Below are 20,030 nucleotides of genomic sequence, written 5' to 3' on the forward strand. Positions count from 1 at the left end.
CGCATCGTCACGCGGTGACCAGTTCACGCAACCTCGCCAACCGCGCCGGTCCGATCCCGTCGACCTCACCGAGTTGTTCGACGTCCGTGAACGGTCCGTTCGCGTCCCGCCACGACACGATCGCCGCAGCCGTCACCGGTCCGACTCCGGGCAGGGCGTCGAGCGCGGCCTCGTCGGCCGCATTGAGGTTCAGCAGCCCACCTGCCTCCGTCGGACCGGCACCCGACGGCTGCGCGCCCACGATTCCACTGGTATTCGGAACAGGTTGGGGCGGAGCGATTCCCACGACGATCTGATCGCCGTCGGCCACCCGCCGGGCCAGGTTCAGTCCCACGAGATCGGCTCCGTCCGCAGCACCACCGGCAGCGTCGAGCGCGTCCGCGACGCGCGTGCCGGGTTGCAGCCGCACGAGGCCGGGGCGTGCCACCGCCCCGACGACGCTGACGACGATCTCGGCCGTACCCGGTTGTGCCGCCTCTGCCGCCCTCGGCCGGAGCGCGTCCGAAGGCTCGGCCGATTCCACGACCTCGACCCGCGGGAGGGGTGGCACCGGTTCGGCGACGGGACGGTCGCGCCATACGACGACGAGGGCCACTATGGCAGCGAGCACTCCGATCCCTGCGAGAGCAACGGTCCCCCGCCGTCCCGTGTCCCACCGCGCGGCGGTCAGCCGATCGGCGAACCGCTCCCGGACGGCACCGGAGTGAACGGGTTCGTCGTCGCCGTCCGGATCCGCCCAGGGGTGATCGTCGTTCGTCGGCCTGCCGTTCGTCCAGGACGGTTCCGCAGGCATGTCCGCCGAGGAACGTGTGATCGCGCCGAGACGGGTGCGCGCGAGGTCACGGTGGTCACTGCTCGCCATGCCGCGACGCTAACGGCGTCCACACCGGCCGGGTCCCGTGTCGCCACCGATCCGGCCGGGGCTGTGGATGACTCGTATCCCTGTGGATGAACGTGCGAATCGGTCCCCGGCCGCCGCGATGCGGTCGGGGGCGTGGCGTAGAGAGGTTCAGTCCTCCGAGGTGCCGGATGCCCCGGTCGCCGCAGACGCGACGACGACACCGACCGCGCCCGGTCCGACGTGCGCGCCGAGCACCGCATCGAGTTCGGAGACGATGATCTCGGTGCCGTCCGGGAGTCGCTGTGCGAGCTGATCGGCAAGGCTGCGCGCACGATCCGGCGCGTCGCGATGGTGCACGGCGACGAGCGGTTCGTCGCCGACGTCCGTGGCCGCACCGTCGACGAGTTTCGCCATCGCCTTGGTCATGGTGCGGGTCTTCTCCCGCAGGACGAGCTTTCCGTCGGAGATGTGCAGGACCGGCTTCATCGCGAGCGCGGTGCCCAGCAATGCTGTGGCCGTGCCGATCCGGCCACCCCGGCGCAGATGGTCGAGCCGGTCGACGACGAGCAGGGTCCGGGCGGACGCCGCGACCTCCACCGCCCGGTCGTGCACCCGTACCAGATCGGCTCCGGCCCGAGCGGCACGCACCGCTTCGAGAACGGCGAAGCCGGAACCCATTGCGGTGTTCCGCGAATCGACGAGCCGGATACGGTCGCCCAGCGATTCCGCGGCGTGCCGGGCGGCGTCCCACGTACCGGACAGCACACGTGAGAGATGCACCGCGACCACGCCGTCGCCGCCGCTGGCCTCGAGCGCTTCGGTGTAGGCGTCCGTGAGCTCGGCGGGCGACGGACCGGAGGTGGTTACGGTCGACAGGTCCTCCGGCAGTTCGTCGACGCCCTCGCGGAGGTCGCGTCCGGCCGCGATGATGTGCAGCGGCACTACGCGGATACCGTACCGACCGACCAGTTCGGGGTCGAGACAACTCGACGAATCTGTGACGACGACGACGGGCACGACGCCTACCGTAGGCCCTCCACCGGGAATTCCGCATCCCGATGCACGATCCGGACGGCGGCGCCGACCGCGGCGGCGACTCGCCGGTGTCCCTCCCAGCCCCAGTGGATCCCGTCGGGATTCGCGTCGTCGGAGAAGATGTTCTCCCTCACCGCCTCGGCGAGATCGACGAGGGGAACCGACTTCTCGGCCGCCCAGTGGGTGATCGCACGCGCCGCGGGGAGCCGGCCGGCATGGACCGACCGGTATTGTTCGCTCCGATGCACCGAGGGCAGGGTGCCGATCACGGGCAGATCGGGACGCATGTATGCCAGTGCGTCCCTGATCGTTTCGAGATATTCGACGCTGACCCGCGGTGGCAGCGCCACGGGGCGGCCCAGCGGCGACAGTCGCGGCTGCAACCACCCGTAGGCGGTGCGCGCCGCCCGGCGCAGAGCCGGTGGGCGGATGTAGCGCAGGCCTTCCCGCAGTGCGGTGGGCAGCGGCGACGGCAGGGTGTCCATACCGCCCACGGCCAGGACCACGGCTCCGGCGTGCGGAATCGCGGCCCACACGCGCGGGTCCTGGGTCATCGCCCACCACGCGTCGCGTGTGGTCCACCCGATCCGGGCGACGAGTTCGACGTCCCACCCGAGTTCGGCCGCGACCAGGTTGGGCCAGATCTGCGGATGATCGGCGGGCAGGCCGCCCTTCGGGCCGTAATAGCTCAGCGAATCGCCGATCACCAACAGGACCCGACGTCGCGGGGCGACGTCGGCCTCGAGCGGCGTCGATTCAGAGGACGTCATCGGGGGCCACCGTGGCCGACGCGTTCCACACGTCGAGACGCCAGGACGGCACCTCTCCGTACCCGCTGAGCTGCACCCAGCCGGTGTTCCCCAGTCCACCGAGGACGGGCCATCGGTCCACCGGCAGATCGAGCAGTGCCGCGGTGAGCGCGGCGATCAGACCACCGTGCGCGACCAGCACGATGGGCCGGTCGCTCCAGTTCTCGTACTTGTCGAGCAGTTCGCCGACGACGGCGATGCTGCGCCGCGCCACGTCCACTCGGTTCTCGCCTCCCGGCGGTGCCCAGGTGGCGTCCGCGCGCCAGGAGTTGCGCGCACCCGGAGCGACGGCGTCGACCTCGGAGTGGGTCAGACCCTGCCATTCGCCGAGATGCGTCTCGCGCAGTCGCGTATCTATCTCGACGGGCAATCCGATGCGGTCGCCGAGTGCGGTCGCCGTGTCGTAGGCGCGGCGCAGATCCGACGAGACGACGGCGATCGGATCGAAGCGGGCGATCACGTCCGCGACGACGAGTGCCTGCCGTCGGCCGAGCTCGGACAGGTCGGTGTCGAGCTGCCCCTGCATGCGGCGGGTGGCGTTGTACTCGGTCTGCCCGTGACGCAGCAGGACCAGCTGACGCACCCGCGGGCTCCGAGTGTCCTCCCCCGGACGACTCACACGTCCTCCGGGGAGTCGGCAGCGGCGTCGAGAGCGGTGCGGGGGCCGCCCACACCGTCGACCTCGATGGTCGGGCAGTCCTTCCACAGACGGTCGAGGGCGTAGAAGTTGCGCTCGTCCTCATGCTGGATGTGCACGACGACGTCGACGTAGTCGAGCAGCGTCCACCGTCCTTCGCGGGTGCCCTCGCGGCGGACCGGCTTGTGTCCGGCCAGACGCAGCTTCTCCTCGACGTTGTCGACGATGGCGTTGACCTGACGCTCGTTGGGCGCCGACGCGATGACGAAGCAGTCGGTGATCACCAGCTGTTCGGACACGTCGAGCACCACAACATCGGTGGCGAGTTTCTCGTCGGCGGCCAGGGCTGCGATTCGGGCCATCTCCGTGGCTTCTGCCGTTGCGCTCACTGCGTGCTCTTTCTCTCGATGGTGCCGGGGGTGTTTCCGTCGAACGCCGGGACGGGATCTCCGTCGCGGTGCGTATTCGTGCGGTAGAGCCGGCGTTTGCTGATGTACTGCACCACTCCGTCGGGCACCAGATACCAGACCGGGCGGTTCTCCCGGGCTCTCCTGCGGCAGTCCGTGGAGGAGATCGCCAGGGCCGGGATCTCCACGAGACTCACCGCCTCGGCGGGGAGGTCGTCCAGATGCGGTGCCAGGTGCTCGGCGTGCAGGTCGTATCCGGGCCGGGACACCCCGACGAAGCGCGCGAGGTCGAACAGGGTCTGCCAGTCCTGCCAGGACAGGATCGATCCCAGTGCGTCCGCACCGGTGATGAAGTACAGGTCCGCATCGGGATACTGCTTGCTGAGATCTCGCAGCGTGTCGACGGTGTAGGTGGGTTTGCGGCGATCGATGTCGACGCGACTGACGGAGAACCGCGGGTTGGATGCGGTCGCGATCACCGTCATCAGGTAGCGGTCCTCGGCGGCACTGACCTCGCGGCCGGTCTTCTGCCAGGGTTGCCCGGTGGGCACGAAGATCACTTCGTCCAGGTCGAAGCTCGCGGCGACCTCACTGGCCGCCACGAGGTGTCCGTGATGGATCGGGTCGAACGTCCCGCCCATGACGCCCAGGCGGCGCCTGGGGGCCGAGGGCCGATCCGTTGGCTGATGCACGGTTGTCCAGCTTACGGGTTCACACGGGGAGCAGACTCGCCACCACCGTCGCGAGCTGCTGCGCCGACCGGCACTCGTGCATCGTGACGACCTCGCTGTAGACGCGAGCGGCCGAGTCGCCGGAACCCCATTGCCCCTTCGGCTCGGGGTTGAGCCAGTACGCGTGGCGCGCGACGGACACGAGATGGTCGAGGGCTTCGAGGTTCGGATTGCGGTAGTTGGTGCGGCCGTCGCCGAGGATCAGCAGCGAGCTGCGGCCGGTGAGGGCGTGGGCGTGGTTCTCGGCGAAGCTGCCCAGCGCGTTGCCGTAGTCGGAGTGACCGTCGTAGGTGATCAGCTTCGCTTCCCGCAGCATCCGCGACATCGACTCCCCCAGCTCGGCGCCGGCCGAGAAGTAGTGGGTGACCTCGTCTGCGGTGTCGATGAATGCGAACACGCGCACGCGGGAGAACTGTTCGCGCAGGGCGTGCACGAGCAGCAGCGTGAAGTGGGAGAACCCGGCTACGGAACCGGAGACGTCGCACAGTACGACGAGTTCCGGGCGCGCCGGCCGGGGCTTGCGGTTCACCGGATCGATGGGCACACCGCCGGTGGACATGGACTTGCGCAGCGTGCGGCGCAGGTCGATGGCGCCGGCGCGGGCACGGCGGCGGCGCGCGGCGAGACGGCTCGCGAGCAGCCTTGCGAGCGGCACGACGCTTCGGCGCAGGGCCACGAGTTCCGCGTCGGAGGCGCGCAGGAAGTCGACTTCCTCGGCGAGCTTGGGCACCCCGTACTTCTCGACGCGTTCGCGGCCGAGCTGTTCGGCGGTGCGGCGGCGGGTCTCGCGTTCGATCATAGCCCGGAAATCGGCGATCCGCTGGGCCGCGGTGCGACGCGCGACCTCGCTCTCGTAGGCGGTGTCGTCGCGTTCCTCCCGGGTGCCGTTTCCGAGAAGCCCCTCGAGGATCTTCGTCAGCAGGGTGTCCGGGGAGACGTCCCGCAGCGCCTGGTAGGCCGAGAAGGACGGTCCGTTCGACGATGCGTACCGACCGAGTTCGTCCACGATGCCGGAGACGAGCATCTCGGTGGCCTCGAGCGCCTCCGGCGACTCCTCGGACAACAGTTCGGCGAGCAGGTCGCGCAGCGCGTCGAGGTCGACCTCCCCTGTCGGGGTGCGTGGAATGCTCACCTGCGGACCGTCGGCCTCGCGCCGTCCGATCGCGGGCGGGAACCACAGGTCGAACAGGGCGTCGAAGGTCGGACGGTGGGTCGGACGGCGGAGCAGTGTGCAGGCGAGACCTTCGCGGAAGGCTTCCCGGTCGAGGAGGTCGAGCACCGTCATCACGCGTCCGGCGTCGACGGTCTCGGACGGACCGACCGCGATGCCGCGGCGACGCAGCGCCTCCACGAATCCGACCAGGTGCCCGGGCAGGCCGTGGGGTGCCGGTGGCACCGCGGATCCGGGAAGGTGCGCTGCGGCCATGTCAGTTCAACCGGAGCTCGGCGGCAGCGCGGACCTGATCGGACTGGTGTTTGAGGATCACGCCGAGCGTGCTGCGGACCGCGTTGTCGTCGAGGGTGTCGAGTCCGAGGGCGAGCAGGGTGCGGCCCCAGTCGATGGTCTCCGCCACCGACGGGACCTTCTTGAGCTGCATACTTCGGAGCACCCGGACCGTGCGCACGAGGTGATCGGCGAGAGCGTCGGGCAGGTCGGGCACCCGGCTCGCGAGGATCCGGCGTTCGAGATCGGCGTCGGGGAAGTCCAGGTGCAGGAACAGGCACCGCCGTTTGAGCGCCTCCGACAATTCGCGGGTGGCGTTCGAGGTGAGCACCACGAACGGCTTCCGGGTGGCACGGATCGTACCGAGTTCGGGCACCGTGACCGCGAAGTCGCTGAGCACCTCGAGCAGCAGACCTTCGATCTCGACGTCGGCCTTGTCGACCTCGTCGACGAGCAGCACCGTCGGATCCTCCCGGCGGATCGCGGTGAGCAACGGCCGCGACAGCAGGAACTCCTCGGAGAAGACGTCCTCCCTGGTGCGGTCCCACGACTCACCCGCCGCGGCGGTCGCCCCCGCCGACTGGATGCGCAGGATCTGCTTGGCGTGGTTCCACTCGTACAGCGCGCGGGATTCGTCGACCCCCTCGTAGCACTGCAGACGCACCAGTTCCGCCCCGGAGGTCTCGGCGACGGCCCGGGCCAGTTCGGTCTTGCCGACGCCCGCGGGTCCCTCGATCAGCAACGGCTTGCCGAGACGGTCGGCGAGGAACACCGCGGTCGCGGTGGATTTGTCGGCGAGATATCCGGTACCGGCCAGACGATCGATCACGTCCTGGACGTCCGCGAAGATCGGCGGGGTGGTGGGCAGCGCACGATCCACGCTGGTTCCTTTCGTCGGACCGGTAACGATCAGGCAGGGCGGGTGTGGCCGTCGCCCCACACCACCCACTTCGTGGACGTCAGTTCGGGCAGGCCCATCGGACCCCGGGCGTGCAATTTCTGGGTGGAGATACCGATCTCCGCGCCGAAACCGAACTGCTCGCCGTCCGTGAACGCCGTCGAAGCGTTGACCATAACGGCTGCGGCGTCGACCCGAGTCGTGAACTCCCGTGCGGCGGCGAGGTCCGCGGTGACGATCGCTTCGGTGTGGCCGGTGCCGTAGCGGTCGATGTGGTCGACGGCGGCGTCGAGGTCGTCGACCACTGCGAGGGCTACGTCGAGCGAGAGGTACTCGTCCGACCAGTCCTGCTCGGTCGCGGGCACGAGGCCGGGCAGGTCGCCGTGGACCGTCACGCTGTGCTCCTGCAGGGCCCGCAACAGCTTCGGGACGGCGGTGTCCGCGATCGCCTTGTCGACGAGGATCGTCTCCGCGGTGTTGCACACGCTGGGCCGGCGCGTCTTCGCGTTGATCACGATCTTCTCGGCCATCGCGAGGTCGGCCGCGGAGTGGACGTAGACGTGGCAGTTGCCCGTGCCCGTCTCGATCGTGGGGACGGTGGCGTCGCGGACCACGGCCGCGATCAGGCCGGCACCACCCCGGGGGATCACCACGTCGACCAGGCCCCGGGCCTGGATGAGATGGGTGACCGACGAGCGGTCGGCGCTCGGCAGCAGCTGCACGGCATCGGCGGGGATGCCCTGTTCCTCGAGCGCGGCGCGCAGCACGTCGACGAGCGCGGCGTTCGACCGGGCCGCGGACGACGAACCGCGCAGCAGTGCGGCGTTGCCGGATTTCAGTGCCAGACCGAAGGCGTCGACCGTGACGTTCGGGCGGGCCTCGTACACCATTCCGACCACGCCCAGCGGGACGCGAACCTGACGCAGCTCGAGACCGTTGGGCAGGGTCGAGCCGCGGACCACTCCGCCGATCGGGTCGGGCAGTCCGGCCACCTGGCGCAGGCCGGCGGCGATCCCGTCGATCCGGGCGGAGGTCAGGCGCAGCCGGTCGAGGATGGCCTCCTCGGTGCCACCGGCGCGGGCGGCCTCGATGTCCTCCGCGTTCGCGGCGAGGACGGTGTCGGCGGCAGCGAGCAGAGCGTCGGCGGCGGCGTGCAGTGCCGCGTCCTTCTCGGTGGTGGTGAGCAGCGCGAGCCGGCGCGAGGCCACACGGGCACGACGCGCGGCCTCGTGGACGGCTTCGCGGATGTCCGTGCCGGCGTCGGTCGCAGCTGAGTCGGGGGTCACGGCAGTCATGGGTCCAGCCTAGTCGGGTCCTGGCGGTGGCCGACAGGCCGCGTGCCGCTAGCGCAGGCCGGTGCCCCTCACGAGCGCCGTCTCCACCAGGATCGACAGCAGCTCGGCGTACTCCACGCCGGTGGCCTCCCACATCCGCGGGTACATCGAGATCGACGTGAAACCGGGCATCGTGTTGATCTCGTTGATCACCGGTCCGTCCTCGGTGACGAAGAAGTCGACGCGGGACAGGCCGTGGCAGTCGAGGGCCCGGAAGGCCCGGACCGCGAGTTCGCGGATCCGGTCGGAGGTCTCCTCGTCGAGCTTCGCCGGCACGTCGAATTCGCAGACGTCGTCGAGATACTTCGTGTCGAAGTCGTAGAACGCCTCGTGGTCGCCGGAGGTGTCGGGCATGCGGATCTCCGCCACCACGCTCGCCCGCACGTCACCGTCCGGGAATTCGAGCACGCCGCACTCGACCTCACGCCCGATGATCGCGGACTCGACGATGACCTTCGGGTCGTGCTCTCGGGCCTTGGCGACCGCGGCGTCGAAGGCCGCCCAGTCGGCCACGCGGCTGATACCGATCGACGACCCGCCGCGGGCGGGCTTGACGAAGACGGGCAGGCCCAGACGGGCCTTCTGCTCCTCGGTGAGGATCGCGGTGCCGGGGCGCATGACGATCTGGAAACCGACGGGGAGCCCTTCGGCCGCGAGCAGCTTCTTGGTGAACTCCTTGTCCATACCGGCGGCGCTGGCGAGGACACCGGGACCCACGTACGGGATGTTCGCCAGTTCGAGGAGTCCCTGGATGGTGCCGTCCTCGCCGTAGGCGCCGTGCAGGACCGGGAACACCACGTCGACCGATGCGAGCACCCGGCCGTAGGAACCCTCGTCGAGGGCGACGATGTCGCCCCCGCGGGTGGGATCCGCGGTGAGGACGAGATCGGAGCCGTCACCGGCGACGACGGGCAGCTCGCGACCGGCCGCGGCGAGGCGAGCGGGGTCGGCGTCACCGAGAACCCAGGCACCCTCGGGAGTGATGCCGATGGGCACGACCTCGTACTTCTCCGGGTCGAGATGGCGCAGGATGCTGCCTGCCGAGATGCAGGACACGGAATGTTCGTTGCTGCGACCACCGAAGACGACGGCCACCCGGGTGCGGGGCGTACTCACGTGTCGCACCGTACCGGTAGCGCCTCGCCGAGACCCAGCCGAGTCCCGTCCACACCGGGCATCCGCCCTCGCTCAGCGTGCGTTCAGCGCCGCGTCGAGATCGGCGAGCAGATCGGCGGTGTCCTCGATTCCGCACGACAACCGGACGAATCCCTCCGGCACGGCATCGCCCCAGCGTGCGCGGCGATCCGCGGTGGTGTGGATGCCGCCGAAACTGGTGGCCGGCGCGACCAGCGTGGCGGCGCGGACGAAACGGTGCACCTCGTCGCGGCCGGGCAACCGGAAGGTGAGCAAGGGACCGAATCGGCTCATCTGCCCGGCGGCCACGGCATGCGCCCGGTCGGAGACGAGTCCGGGATAACGGACGTCGGTGACGGCGGGGTGCCCGAGCAGCATCGCGGCGACGGCGAGCGCGTTGGCGCACTGCCGTTCGAAGCGCAGCCCGGCGGTGCCGAGGCTGCGGTGCGCGAGCCAGGTCTCGAAGGGCCCCAGGACGGTTCCCGAGAGCAACCGCTCCCGGTCGATCGCGGGCAGCAGACCGGGATCGGCGACGGCGACATATCCGAACAGCAGGTCGCTGTGCCCGCTGAGCGATTTCGTGCCACTGGCCACCACGACGTCGGCCCCGAGGTCGAGCGGACGCTGCCCGAGCGGGGTGGCGGTGGTGTTGTCGACGAGCAGCAATGCCCCGGCGCGACGGCACGCCGCCGCGGTCGCACGCAGATCCACCGTGTCGAGACCGGGATTCGACGGTGTCTCGGCGAGGACGACCGCTCCCTTCCCCGCGCCGTCGAGCACGCGCCGCAGCGAGCCGTCCGCGAATTCGGCGACGGAGAGTTCGTGCACCTCGATGCCGTGCGGTGCGAGATATCCGGTGGCGAACTTGCGCACCTGGTAGTAGCCGTCGGAGGGGACGACGACCGTGCTGCCCGGGGCCACGAGCGATCGCAACGCGACCGTGATCGCCGACATGCCCGAGCCGACGACGCGCACCGCCGAGGCGTGTTCGAGCGCGGCGAGCGCCGATTCGAGTGCGCGCCAGCCGGGATTCGAGGCCCGCGCGTAGGTATCGACGTCGTCGCGTTCGTCCTCGCCGAGGAGGTACGGCGCGGCGAAGACCGGTCCCGCCTGCAACGGGGAGCCCGGAACGCCTTCGTGTGCAACCGCCTTCACGCAGCGTGTCGAATCGCCCGTCATGCGGCTCATTCCGGCTTGATCCGGCGCCCGAGCAGCTGCCCGATCGCATCCGGTACCGACATGCCTTCGTGGCACACGCGATGTACGGCGTCGGTGAGCGGCATCTCGACGTCGTAGCTCGCCGCGAGGGCGCGGACCGAGGTGCACGACTTGACCCCTTCGGCCACCTGGCCGTGGGTGGCCTCCTGTGCGCTCTCGAGCGATTCGCCGCGGCCGAGGCGTTCGCCGAACGAACGGTTGCGCGACAGCGGGGAGGTGCACGTCGCGACGAGATCGCCGACGCCGGCGAGGCCGGCGAGCGTGGCCGGCTTCGCCCCGAGGGCGGTTCCGAGACGGGTGATCTCGGCGAGACCGCGGGTGATGATGCTCGCCACGGTGTTCTCACCGAGTCCGATACCGGCGGCCATGCCGCAGGCGAGTGCGATGACGTTCTTGCACGCGCCGCCGATCTCGCAACCGATCACGTCCGAATTGGTGTACGGACGGAAATACTTTGTCGCGCAAGACTTCTGAATCTCCATGGCACGGGTCGAATCGGGGCACGCGATCACCGTCGCGGCCGGTTGCCCCTCGGCGATCTCCCGAGCGAGGTTGGGGCCGGACAACACGGCGATCCGATTCTGCTCGGCGCCGGTGACCTGACCGATCACCTGACTCATGCGCATCAGGGTGCCGCTCTCGATTCCCTTGGCGAGACTCAGAAGTGTGACGTCGGATCCGATATCCGCCTTCCACGCCTCGAGATTGGTGCGCAGGGTCTGGCTCGGTACGGCGAGGACGACGAAGTCGGCGCCCGCCACCGCCACCCGGTGATCGGCGGTGGCCTTCAGCGAGTGCGGCAGTTCCACACCGGGCAGATAATCGGAGTTCTCGTGCCGTTCCGCGATGCCGCGCGCCACCTCCTCGCGTCGCGCCCAGATCGTCACGTCCGTTCCGGCGTCGGCCAACACCTTGGCGTACGCCGTCCCCCACGAACCCGCGCCCAGAACTGCTGCTGTGGTCACGCGATCCTCACTCTCGTCCGATGCCCGGCACGGGCGGTCACCACCCACGGTCGTACCCAGTATCGCGCAGGCCCCACGGCACCGTGCCGAGTCGGTGGACGGACCGCGTGCCACACCGACCGCGCCGGTCGACCGCGCAGTGGCCGAACTCGTCGCTGATGGCACAATCGGGCAATGTCCGCGACGCACGTGCTCGTCCCCGTCAAGGCCCTCGGCCTGGCGAAGTCGCGGCTCGCCCATGTTCTCGACCCGGTGGCACGGGAATCGCTGGTGCTCGCGATGCTGCAGGACACCGTCACGGCGGCGCTGTCCGCCGGAGACGTGACGGTCACCGTCGTCACGGCCGACGACCGCGTCGCGGTCGTCGCGCGGGCATGCGACGCGGACGTCCTTCCCGACCACGTCCCGCCCGGCTCCCCCGATCCGCTCAATGCCGCGCTGCGCGCAGCGGCCCGCCGGGTGCGCGACCTCGCACCCGATGCCGAACTCGTGGTCCTGCAGGCCGACCTGCCGTCCTTGCGACCCGGCGAATTCGCGCTCGCACGCGAGACGGCGCGCCGGACGGGGACGGCCGTCGTGGCCGACCACACATCGAGGGGTACGACAGCGTTGCTGCACTGCGTGCGCGGCACCCTGCCGCCGCTGGCGTTCGGACCGGAATCGGCCCACCGTCATGTCGGGGCCGGCGCATACCCGGTGCCGGACGCACTTCCGGGCCTGCGACTCGATGTGGACACACCGGACGATCTTGCCGCCGCAGTGCAGCTCGGCGTCGGGCCGGCCACCGCGGCCGTGCTGGACGGCCTCGAATTCCCTCTTCGTCACCGATGCGACAGCGCTGCGAGGAGCCGCGGCTCTGCCACAATGAACAGGTGACCAACGGCGATTCCCCCGAACCCACGAGTTCCGAGAACGCGGCTCCGTCCGGCGTCGCACGATCTTCCGGTCGTGTGGCCACCGCCACCAGCGCGCCTCCGGCCGCGACCGGCCTGCAGTCGACGACCGATCACGACAACACGCTTCCCGTCGACCGCTATCTCAACCGGGAACAGAGCTGGCTCGATTTCAACGCCCGCGTGCTCGCGCTCGCGGAGGACACCTCGCAGCCGTTGCTCGAACGCGCAAAGTTCCTCGCGATCTTCGCGTCGAATCTCGACGAGTTCTACATGGTGCGGGTCGCCGGTCTCAAACGGCGCGCCGAGACGGGACTGTCGGTCCGGTCGGCCGATGGGCTGTCTCCCCGCGCTCAGCTCGCCCTCATCGCCTCGAGCACGCGAGAACTTGCCGGGCGTCAGGCACAGGTCTTCCTCGATTCGGTGCTGCCCGCTCTGGCAGCCGAAGGGATCTCGATCATCCGGTGGTCGGATCTGACGCCGACCGAACGCGACCGTCTGACACAGTATTTCGCCGAGCAGGTCTTCCCCGTGCTGACACCGCTCGCGGTCGATCCCGCCCACCCCTTCCCCTACATCAGCGGCCTGTCCCTCAACCTCGCTGTCACCGTCAAGGATTCGCAGTCCTCGGGGGAGCACTTCGCGCGCGTGAAGGTGCCCGACAACGTCGATCGCTTCGTGCGGGTCGATCGGGCGGGTTCGTCGCACGGGCTGCCGGCCTTCCTCCCCCTCGAGGAGCTGATCGCCGCCCACCTCGACGTCCTGTTCCCCGGTATGGAGATCGTCGAGCACCACGCCTTCCGCGTCACCCGCAACGCCGACTTCGAGGTCGAGGAGGACCGTGACGAGGATCTCCTCCAGGCCCTCGAACGCGAACTCGCCCGGCGGCGCTTCGGTTCTCCCGTGCGACTCGAGGTGTCGGACGACATGACCGAGCACATGCTCGAACTCCTGCTGCGTGAGCTCGACGTCGACCGGGTCGACGTCGTCCAGCTGCCGGGTCTGCTCGACCTGTCGTCGCTGTGGCAGGTGCACGCCGTCGACCGTCCGGATCTGAAGGATGCGCCCTTCGTGCCGGCGACCCATCCCGCGTTCGGTGAGCGCGAGACCCCGAAGAGCGTGTTCTCGACTCTCCGCGAAGGCGACATCCTCGTCCACCATCCGTACGACTCGTTCTCCACGAGCGTCCAGCGGTTCATCGAGCAGGCCGCGGCCGACAGCCAGGTGCTCGCGATCAAGCAGACGCTGTACCGGACGTCGGGCGACTCGCCCATCGTCAACGCCCTGATCGCCGCGGCCGAGGCCGGCAAACAGGTCGTCGCGCTGGTGGAGATCAAGGCCCGATTCGACGAGCAGGCCAACATCAAGTGGGCCCGCAAGCTCGAACAGGCCGGTGTCCACGTCGTATACGGACTCGTCGGTCTCAAGACCCACTGCAAGACCTGTCTGGTCGTGCGACGCGAGGGGTCGACGATCCGCCGCTACTGCCATATCGGCACGGGCAACTACAACCCGAAGACCGCCCGCCTGTACGAGGACGTCGGCCTGCTCACGTCCTCCCCCGAGATCGGCGCCGACCTGACCGACCTGTTCAACACCCTCACCGGATACTCCCGAAAGGCCCAGTACCGCAATCTGCTCGTCGCACCGCACGGGGTCCGCAAGGGCATCGTCCAGCGCGTCGAGCGTGAGATCGAGCACCACAACGCCGGTCGTCCCAGCGGGATCCGGCTCAAGGCCAACGCGCTCGTCGACGAGCAGGTGATCGACGCGCTCTACCGCGCATCCCGCGCGGGGGTCCGGGTGGAGGTGGTCGTGCGCGGGATCTGTGCGCTCAAGCCGGGGGTGCCCGGTTTGAGCGAGAACATCACGGTGCGATCGATTCTGGGCCGCTTTCTCGAGCACTCGCGACTGTTCCATTTCCGCGGCAGCGACGAGTACTGGATCGGCAGCGCCGACATGATGCACCGGAATCTCGATCGTCGGGTCGAAGTGATGGTGCAGGTGAAGAACACCCGGCTCGCAACGCAGTTGGACGGCATTTTCGATTCTGCGTTGGATCCGGCGACACGCTGCTGGATTCTCGAGGGCGACGGCACCTGGACGGCGTCGCCCGAGCCGGGCACAGCTGCCCGCGACCACCAGGTCGAACTCATGCGTAGCCGCTCGTCCTGAGGTGGAGGAAACGTTGACCGAATCACGCGACAAGCCCGTGAAGGCCAACATCTTCGCGGCGGGTGCGGTCCTGTGGCGGGGCGCCGCCGAGAACGCTCCGTACGATGCGGAGGTCGCCCTCGTGCACCGTCCCCGTTACGACGACTGGTCCTTCCCGAAGGGCAAACTCGACGCGGGCGAGACCGCCGTGGTCGCCGCGGTGCGGGAGATCGAAGAGGAGACCGGGTTCCGCGCCGCACTCGGACGCAGCCTCGGAAAAGTGGTCTACCCGGTTCCGGGGCACCGCAAACTCAAGAGGGTCGACTACTGGGCCGCACGCACCGTCGACGGGCAGTTCACACCCAACGACGAGGTGGACGAATTGCGTTGGGTGACCCCCGGAGACGCTTTCGATCTCCTGTCGTACCCGATGGACCGCAGTGTCCTGCGCCGATTCCGTCGCGTGCCGCTCGACACCACCACCGCTCTGATCGTCCGCCACGCCAAGGCCGGAAGTCGTAAGAAGTACAAGGGCGACGACCGCTACCGTCCCCTCGACGCGTCCGGACGGGCCCAGGCCGCCGCTCTCGTTCCGCAACTGACGGCGTTCGGCGGCGATCGGGTGGTATCGGCCGATCGCACACGGTGCACCGCGACGGTCGAACCGTTCGCCTCCCGGCACGGGCTCGAGGTCTCGCTCGAACCGTCCTTGTCCGAAGAGGAGTACCGCGCCGACCCGGACCGCGGCCGCAAGCGGGCGCTGGAGATCGCGTCCGGTCCCGGTACACCCGTGATCTGTAGTCAGGGCAAGGTGATCCCGCCACTGCTCGAGTGGTGGGCGGAGCGCGACGGTCTCGTGCTGCCTCCGGCACGGAATCGGAAGGCGAGCATGTGGGTGTTGTCTCTGCGCGGTGATCGCCTGGTCGCGGCAGACCACATCGACAGTCCTCTTCCCATCGGCCGCCCCACCGTGGACGACGAGAGCATCTGACCCGTAACGCGCGACGGCGGCCACCGGATGTCCGGTGGCCGCCGTCGCCGCACCTGTGCTGCCCGCACGGGTGCGGACAGCATCGAGGGTGACTTCTACTTCTTGGCGCTCTTGCGAGCCGTGGTCTTCTTCGCCGGGGTCTTCTTCGCCGCGGTGGTCTTCTTCGCCGGGGTCGACTTGGTGGCGGTGGTCTTCTTCGCCGGGGTCGACTTGGCCGCGGTGGTCTTCTTCGCCGGGGTCGACTTGGTGGCGGTGGTCTTCTTCGCCGGGGTCGACTTCGCCGCGGTCGACTTGGTCGCCGTGGTCTTCTTCGCCGCAGTCGACTTCGCCGCGGTCGACTTGGTCGCCGTGGTCTTCTTCGCCGCAGTCGACTTCGCCGCGGTCGACTTGGTCGCCGTGGTCTTCTTCGCCGGGGTCGACTTCGCCGCGGTGGTCTTCTTCGCCGCGGTCGACTTGGTGGCGGTGGTCTTCTTCGCCGCAGTCTTCTTGGCCGCCTTCTTGGCCGCCGCGGTCTTCTTGGCCGCTGCAGCCGCACCGCGCTTCACGGCCGGACCCGAAGCGGGAAGCTTCTGGGTGCCCGCGATGATGTTCTTGAAGGACTGGCCGGGACGGAAGGCCGGCACCGAGGTCGGCTTGACCTTGACCGTCTCACCCGTGCGCGGGTTCCGGGCGACCCGAGCGGCCCGGCGACGCTTCTCGAAGACACCGAATCCGGTGATGGTGACGCTCTTACCCTCGTGCACGGCGCGAACGATGGCGTCCACCATGTGCTCGACGGCCGCGGTAGCGGTGCGCCTGTCCGAACCGAGTTTCTCGGTCAGAACGTCGATCAGTTCTGCCTTGTTCATTGATTTCCTCCGCACATACACGGTCCACCGTCAGACCGACTCCAGTCCACGGTAGACCCGCAAACGGGCAAGAGTCTATGTGCCACGCGGATTCTCATGCAAATACATCCGGGCCCGGCCCGACGGGAGTGTCGGACCGGGCCCGGACGGGGTGTGCCCGGAGGGTGTTTTCAGGGCGCCGGAAGGGTACTCGGTTTCCATGACGGCCTTGACTTTTCGTACTCGGAAATCGCGTCTACCTGGCGCAATGTCAATCCGATGTCGTCGAGACCCTCGAGCAGACGCCACCTGGTGTAGTCGTCAATAGTGAACGGCACCACGGTGGTTCCGGCGGTCACGGTCCGGTTCTCGAGATCCACCTCCAGTTCGAGTCCGGGCTGCTGTTCGATGAGTTTCCACAGCAGTTCGACGTCGTCCTGCGAGACCTGGGCGGCGAGCAGACCGGCCTTTCCGGCGTTGCCGCGGAAGATGTCGGCGAACCGGGACGAGATGACGACCCGGAATCCGTAATCCGACAACGCCCACACCGCATGCTCACGCGACGAGCCGGTGCCGAAATCCGGTCCGGCGACGAGAACGCTGCCGCGGTCGAAGGGCGGGGTGTTGAGCACGAAGGACGGGTCGTTGCGCCACGCGGCGAACAGACCGTCCTCGAATCCCGTACGGGTGACACGCTTCAGGTAGACGGCCGGAATGATCTGATCCGTGTCGACATTGGACCGGCGCAGCGGGACGCCGATGCCCTTGTGGGTGGTGAAGGCTTCCATCGAAAATTCTCCTCGTCGGTCCTGTGGTCTAGTCCAGATCCGCCGGTGCGGAAAGCGTTCCCCGCACTGCGGTTGCAGCGGCCACGGCCGGCGAGACGAGATGCGTCCGTCCGCCCTTGCCCTGCCGTCCTTCGAAATTCCGGTTCGATGTCGACGCGGAGCGTTCACCCGGCGCCAGCTGGTCGGGGTTCATGCCCAGGCACATCGAGCATCCGGCCTGACGCCACTCGGCGCCTGCGGCGGTGAAGATCTCGCCGAGGCCTTCGTCCTCCGCCTGTGCCCGCACCCGCATCGAGCCCGGCACGACGAGCATCCGGACGCCGTCGGCGACCTTGCGGCCCTTCAGGACATCCGCCACCGCACGCAGATCCTCGATGCGGCCGTTGGTGCACGACCCGACGAAGACGGTGTCGATCTTCACATCGCGCAGCGGCATCCCCGGCTCGAGATCCATGTAGCGCAACGCCTTCTCCGCGGCAGACCGCTCGGTTTCGTCCGCGATCTCCTCGGGTACCGGAACCGTGGATCCGAGGGGTGCGCCCTGGCCCGGGTTGGTACCCCACGTGACGAAGGGCGTCAGAGCGCTGCCGTCGATATGGACCTCGGCGTCGAAAACCGCGTCGTCGTCGGTCTTCAGCTGCTCCCACGCCTCGACGGCGGCGTCCCAGTCTGCGCCCTCCGGGGCGTGCGGCCGGCCCTTGACGAATTCGTAGGTGGTCTCGTCGGGTGCGATCATGCCTGCGCGGGCACCTGCCTCGATCGACATGTTGCAGATGGTCATCCGCGCTTCCATCGACAGCGCGCGGATCGCCTCGCCGCGGTATTCGAGGACGTAGCCCTGTCCGCCGCCGGTACCGATCTTCGCAATGATCGCGAGGATGAGGTCCTTGCTCGTCACTCCGGGCGCCAACGCGCCGTCGACGTTGATCGCCATCGTCTTGAACGGCCGCAACGACAGCGTCTGTGTGGCCATGACGTGTTCGACCTCACTGGTGCCGATTCCCATTGCGAGGGCACCGAATGCGCCGTGCGTGGACGTGTGGCTGTCGCCGCAGACCACCGTCATACCGGGCTGGGTGAGTCCGAGCTGCGGACCGACCACGTGGACGATGCCCTGATCGAGATCGCCCATGGGATGCAGCCGGACACCGAACTCCTCGCAGTTACGACGCAGGGTCTCGACCTGCGTGCGCGAGACCGGGTCGGCGATGGGCTTGTCGATGTCCACCGTGGGGACGTTGTGATCCTCGGTGGCGATCGTGAGATCGGGGCGCCGGAGCGGGCGCCCGGCCAGCCGGAGGCCGTCGAAGGCCTGCGGGCTGGTCACTTCGTGTACGAGGTGCAGGTCGATGTAGATGAGGTCGGGCTGTCGTGCCGATCCCTCTCCTTCACCGCGCACGACCACGTGCTGGTCCCACACCTTCTCCGCCAGAGTCTTTCCAGCCATCTTCTCCACCTTGTCGTACGTGACGAACGCGAATCCCGGGGGCTGTCCGGCCGCGTATGGCGTCGTCCCCACCGCTCTCGGCATGCGATATGCTTCCCATTATGCGAGACGGAGGTATCGACCTATGAGACAGCATAGCGGGATCGGAGTGCTGGACAAAGCGATGGCAGTCCTCCACGCGGTTGCCGAACAACCGTGCAACCTCAACGAGTTGTGCGCACGGACGGGCCTGCCCCGCGCCACCGCGCACCGTCTCGCAGTCGGCCTCGAGGTTCACCGCCTGCTCATGCGCGACAGCGACGGGCAGTGGCGTCCCGGTCCCGGACTGGCCGAATTGTCCGCGGGCGCAGGCGACACCCTCGTCGAGGCCGCCTCTCTCGTACTCCCCCGCCTACGCGAGATCACCGGAGAGAGCGTGCAGTTGTACCGCCGCGAGGGCACCCAGCGGGTCTGCGTCGCGGCCCTCGAACCCCCGACCGGCCTGCGCGACACGGTCCTTGTCGGGGCGCGCCTTCCCATGACGGCCGGTTCCGGTGCGAAAGTTCTGCTCGCGTGGGCCGATACGGCGACCCAGCGCGCCATTCTTCCCGAGGCCGCGTTCGGCGAACGCGTCCTCGTCGAGGTCCGCCGCCGCGGCTGGGCCCAGAGCGCCGCCGAACGCGAGCCCGGTGTGGCCTCGGTCGCCGCACCCGTCCGCGACAACGCCGGCGCCGTGATCGCCGCCATCTCCGTATCGGGTCCCATCGACCGTATGGGCCGCCGACCGGGTGCCCGATGGGCCGCCGACCTCCTCGCCGCCGCGGAGGCGCTCCAGAAGCGTCTCTGAAGCCGGAACGCACGCGCGGGCCACCTCCCGGGCGGGAGCGGGAGGAACCCGGGCGTGCGGCCCCACCCTGTGCCACAGTGCTTCGCATGGGAACGAACCGCCGCGCAGACATCACGATGACGGACTCGGAGATCGACGAGTTCCTCCACCGCAGCCGGGTCGCGAACCTCGCGACCCTCGGACCGACGGGCACCCCGCATCTCGTCGCCATGTGGTACGCGGTACTGCGCGGGGAGATCTGGTTCGAGACGAAGTCGAAGTCGCAGAAGGTCGTCAACCTTCGCCGCGACGACCGTGTCACCGTCCTCGTCGAGGCCGGAGACACCTACGACCAGTTGCGCGGCGTATCGATCGAGGGGCGGGCAGAGATCGTCGACGACCACGACCGGCTGTTCGACGTCTGCCGCGACGTGTGGGAGCGGTACACCGCCCCGTACACGGACGAGGCGCGTCCCGTGGTGGAGCAGATGATGAACAAGCGGGTGGCCGTGCGCGTGGTGCCCGTGCGGGTGCGCTCGTGGGACCACCGCAAGCTCGGGATGCCCGCCATGGCGATCGGCGGCACGACGGCGGCCTATCTTCCGTCCACCGCACACTGACCCCGGATACGCGAAAGGCTCCCCGATCGAGGATCGGAGAGCCTTCGTGGTT

General features: G+C 68.9%; 20 protein-coding genes. 5 read left to right on the forward strand and 15 right to left on the reverse strand.

Annotated elements, in window-relative coordinates; translation table 11 throughout:
• Window positions 1-7 precede the first annotated feature (7 nt).
• The 12 genes from EQ874_RS06570 to EQ874_RS06625 all read right to left on the reverse strand — a co-directional run bounded on the left by EQ874_RS06570 (window position 8) and on the right by EQ874_RS06625 (window position 11,453).
• Window positions 8-862: a helix-hairpin-helix domain-containing protein gene (locus tag EQ874_RS06570; RefSeq protein WP_129976326.1), complete on the reverse strand. Its 855-nt coding sequence runs from the start codon at window positions 860-862 to the stop codon at window positions 8-10.
• Window positions 863-1,009: 147 nt separating this feature from the next.
• Complete coding sequence (locus EQ874_RS06575) at window positions 1,010-1,858, reverse strand: DegV family protein (RefSeq protein WP_064063070.1); 849 nt, start codon at window positions 1,856-1,858, stop codon at window positions 1,010-1,012.
• Window positions 1,859-1,863: 5 nt separating this feature from the next.
• A complete protein-coding gene (octT, locus tag EQ874_RS06580; protein WP_129976327.1) occupies window positions 1,864-2,646 on the reverse strand; it encodes a diglucosylglycerate octanoyltransferase in 783 nt (260 codons plus the stop codon).
• Complete coding sequence (locus EQ874_RS06585; RefSeq protein ID WP_064063072.1) at window positions 2,633-3,304, reverse strand: histidine phosphatase family protein; 672 nt, start codon at window positions 3,302-3,304, stop codon at window positions 2,633-2,635. The genes octT and EQ874_RS06585 overlap by 14 nt, the downstream gene beginning before the upstream one ends.
• Complete coding sequence (gene rsfS / locus EQ874_RS06590) at window positions 3,301-3,711, reverse strand: ribosome silencing factor (protein WP_064063073.1); 411 nt, start codon at window positions 3,709-3,711, stop codon at window positions 3,301-3,303. Before rsfS ends, EQ874_RS06585 begins: the two co-directional genes overlap by 4 nt.
• Entirely contained in the window at window positions 3,708-4,421 is a 714-nt protein-coding gene (nadD, locus tag EQ874_RS06595) for a nicotinate-nucleotide adenylyltransferase (protein ID WP_084421535.1), read from the reverse strand. Before nadD ends, rsfS begins: the two co-directional genes overlap by 4 nt.
• Window positions 4,422-4,440: 19 nt before the next feature.
• The gene (locus EQ874_RS06600) at window positions 4,441-5,886 is read right to left on the reverse strand and encodes a VWA domain-containing protein (protein WP_064063075.1); all 1,446 of its coding nucleotides are present in this window, start codon (window positions 5,884-5,886) and stop codon (window positions 4,441-4,443) included.
• 1 nt (window position 5,887) lies between these two features.
• Entirely contained in the window at window positions 5,888-6,784 is an 897-nt protein-coding gene (locus EQ874_RS06605) for a MoxR family ATPase (protein ID WP_129976328.1), read from the reverse strand.
• Window positions 6,785-6,813: 29 nt separating this feature from the next.
• The gene (locus EQ874_RS06610) at window positions 6,814-8,097 is read right to left on the reverse strand and encodes a glutamate-5-semialdehyde dehydrogenase (RefSeq protein WP_064063077.1); all 1,284 of its coding nucleotides are present in this window, start codon (window positions 8,095-8,097) and stop codon (window positions 6,814-6,816) included.
• 48 nt (window positions 8,098-8,145) lie between these two features.
• On the reverse strand, window positions 8,146-9,252 hold the full coding sequence (locus tag EQ874_RS06615; protein ID WP_064063078.1) for a D-alanine--D-alanine ligase family protein: 1,107 nt from the start codon (window positions 9,250-9,252) through the stop codon (window positions 8,146-8,148).
• A 72-nt stretch (window positions 9,253-9,324) separates the two neighbouring features.
• Entirely contained in the window at window positions 9,325-10,449 is a 1,125-nt protein-coding gene (locus EQ874_RS06620; protein WP_129976329.1) for a cystathionine gamma-lyase, read from the reverse strand.
• Between the two features lie 5 nt (window positions 10,450-10,454).
• On the reverse strand, window positions 10,455-11,453 hold the full coding sequence (locus tag EQ874_RS06625; protein ID WP_064063080.1) for an NAD(P)H-dependent glycerol-3-phosphate dehydrogenase: 999 nt from the start codon (window positions 11,451-11,453) through the stop codon (window positions 10,455-10,457).
• A gap of 174 nt (window positions 11,454-11,627) precedes the next feature.
• Here EQ874_RS06625 and cofC point away from each other — a divergent pair, with 174 nt between their 5' ends.
• The 3 genes from cofC to EQ874_RS06640 are packed head-to-tail and all read left to right on the forward strand — an operon-like array spanning window position 11,628 to window position 15,491.
• Window positions 11,628-12,329, forward strand: a complete 702-nt coding sequence (gene cofC, locus EQ874_RS06630; protein ID WP_129976330.1) for a 2-phospho-L-lactate guanylyltransferase — start codon at window positions 11,628-11,630, stop codon at window positions 12,327-12,329.
• Window positions 12,326-14,521, forward strand: a complete 2,196-nt coding sequence (locus EQ874_RS06635; protein ID WP_026003456.1) for an RNA degradosome polyphosphate kinase — start codon at window positions 12,326-12,328, stop codon at window positions 14,519-14,521. Before cofC ends, EQ874_RS06635 begins: the two co-directional genes overlap by 4 nt.
• Window positions 14,522-14,534: 13 nt before the next feature.
• Complete coding sequence (locus tag EQ874_RS06640; protein ID WP_129976331.1) at window positions 14,535-15,491, forward strand: NUDIX domain-containing protein; 957 nt, start codon at window positions 14,535-14,537, stop codon at window positions 15,489-15,491.
• A gap of 95 nt (window positions 15,492-15,586) precedes the next feature.
• Here EQ874_RS06640 and EQ874_RS06645 read toward each other — a convergent pair whose 3' ends face one another.
• From EQ874_RS06645 to leuC, 3 genes are all read right to left on the reverse strand, one after another.
• Window positions 15,587-16,339 (reverse strand): HU family DNA-binding protein, encoded by a 753-nt coding sequence (locus EQ874_RS06645; RefSeq protein ID WP_129976332.1) that lies wholly within the window; start codon window positions 16,337-16,339, stop codon window positions 15,587-15,589.
• 170 nt (window positions 16,340-16,509) lie between these two features.
• Complete coding sequence (leuD, locus tag EQ874_RS06650) at window positions 16,510-17,106, reverse strand: 3-isopropylmalate dehydratase small subunit (RefSeq protein WP_016935315.1); 597 nt, start codon at window positions 17,104-17,106, stop codon at window positions 16,510-16,512.
• A gap of 28 nt (window positions 17,107-17,134) precedes the next feature.
• Entirely contained in the window at window positions 17,135-18,553 is a 1,419-nt protein-coding gene (leuC, locus tag EQ874_RS06655; RefSeq protein ID WP_172506054.1) for a 3-isopropylmalate dehydratase large subunit, read from the reverse strand.
• Window positions 18,554-18,677: 124 nt separating this feature from the next.
• Here leuC and EQ874_RS06660 point away from each other — a divergent pair, with 124 nt between their 5' ends.
• Both EQ874_RS06660 and EQ874_RS06665 read left to right on the forward strand, forming a co-directional pair.
• A complete protein-coding gene (locus tag EQ874_RS06660) occupies window positions 18,678-19,379 on the forward strand; it encodes an IclR family transcriptional regulator (RefSeq protein ID WP_064065370.1) in 702 nt (233 codons plus the stop codon).
• A gap of 86 nt (window positions 19,380-19,465) precedes the next feature.
• Window positions 19,466-19,978 carry a PPOX class F420-dependent oxidoreductase gene (locus EQ874_RS06665; protein ID WP_129976333.1) on the forward strand — a complete coding sequence of 171 codons (513 nt, stop codon included), beginning with the start codon at window positions 19,466-19,468 and terminating at the stop codon, window positions 19,976-19,978.
• The last annotated feature ends 52 nt before the right edge of the window (window positions 19,979-20,030 follow it).

The organism is Rhodococcus sp. Q1, from assembly GCF_004153645.1.
Lineage (GTDB): Bacteria > Actinomycetota > Actinomycetes > Mycobacteriales > Mycobacteriaceae > Rhodococcus > Rhodococcus gordoniae.